This window comes from Nonomuraea sp. NPDC003804 (genome assembly GCF_040610675.1).
In the GTDB taxonomy this organism is placed as follows: domain Bacteria; phylum Actinomycetota; class Actinomycetes; order Streptosporangiales; family Streptosporangiaceae; genus Nonomuraea.
The window spans coordinates 1-1,092 of the sequence record NZ_JBEXMT010000130.1; the positions used below are offsets into that span (position 1 = coordinate 1).

General features: G+C 57.1%; 1 protein-coding gene. It reads left to right on the top strand.

Annotated elements, in window-relative coordinates; all coding sequences use genetic code 11:
• A partial coding sequence (locus tag ABZX22_RS45265) for an SOS response-associated peptidase family protein (RefSeq protein WP_354923573.1) occupies positions 1–109 on the top strand: 109 nt, incomplete at its 5' end.
• Positions 110–1,092 lie beyond the last annotated feature (983 nt).

Genomic DNA, 1,092 nt, shown 5'->3' on the forward strand with positions numbered 1-1,092 from the left:
GGCCTTCAAGAAGGCGTTCGCCTCCCGCAGGTGCCTGCTGCCTGCCGACGGCTACTTCGAGTGGATGCCCGTCGAAGGCGAAAAGAAGAAGAAGATGCCAATGCTCTAGTACAAGCCTATCTTTTTGAGCTGCACGTCACCCTAGGCTTGGAATTCTCGGAGGCTCCCCGCCCAGTCGATTTTGACATCGAGTACCCCGAAGACGAGGAGATCGGGAACTTGGTCCAAAGGGCAGCCAGCATGAGGCCACTACTTACCGGGCCAGGCCTCTTAGAAGTACTTTCCGAGTTCAATAGCGCAAACGGCCTGCATGTCGACGACGCCGCGTTACTCGTCTACGCAAAGTGCATTGAGTACGTGTCTGCCACGGTAGTCAGGGAGAAGCAGTACGAGGACCTTCGTAAGCGTCTATTGTCCAGAGATGCGCTCAGCCCCAATGCAGAGTTCATGGATGGGCTACTCGTTCTCTTCGAGGAGAATCGAATCTTCACCCGCGACGCAGAGGCGCTGCGTTTGTCGATTGAGCGCTGCTGTGATCCGCTTCCTATGAAGCCACATGCACCACGGATTCTTCGAAGCTTCTCCAAGATCGAACCAGGCAGTTCTGCGGAGCAGCGCAGACAGGCGCTCGTGGACCTGGCTGCTGTACTCTCTGCGTCTAGGAATCAGCTCGCTCACGCCAAGGCCAACTATCGTACCACTGGGAAGGAGTGCCCACCTGAGCAGCTTTCGGGCTTGGTCTCATGCGCACGAATTGCTGCCGAGCAGTGCATCCGTTGGTACGCTTCACGCTCAGATGAGCTACGCCGAACCTGACAAGGCAGCGCTCAGTCTTTCCGCATGGAGATCGTCACCGATGATCCCAGGAGCGCCAGGAATCACCTCGATACGATTTGGACTTCAGCGCCTCCCGCGAAGCGAATAGGACGCCACCGCCGTAGCACCGCAGCCGTTACGTAGCTAGTCGACCAGGATTCGCTCGTTCAGCAGACTCTTGGTGACCGTCGCCAAGAAGCGCTGGAGTGCACGCCAGGAGCGTAGTTGTCAAATAGAAGCGCCTCCCCGGTGCTAAAATTTACAAATCACGCGTCT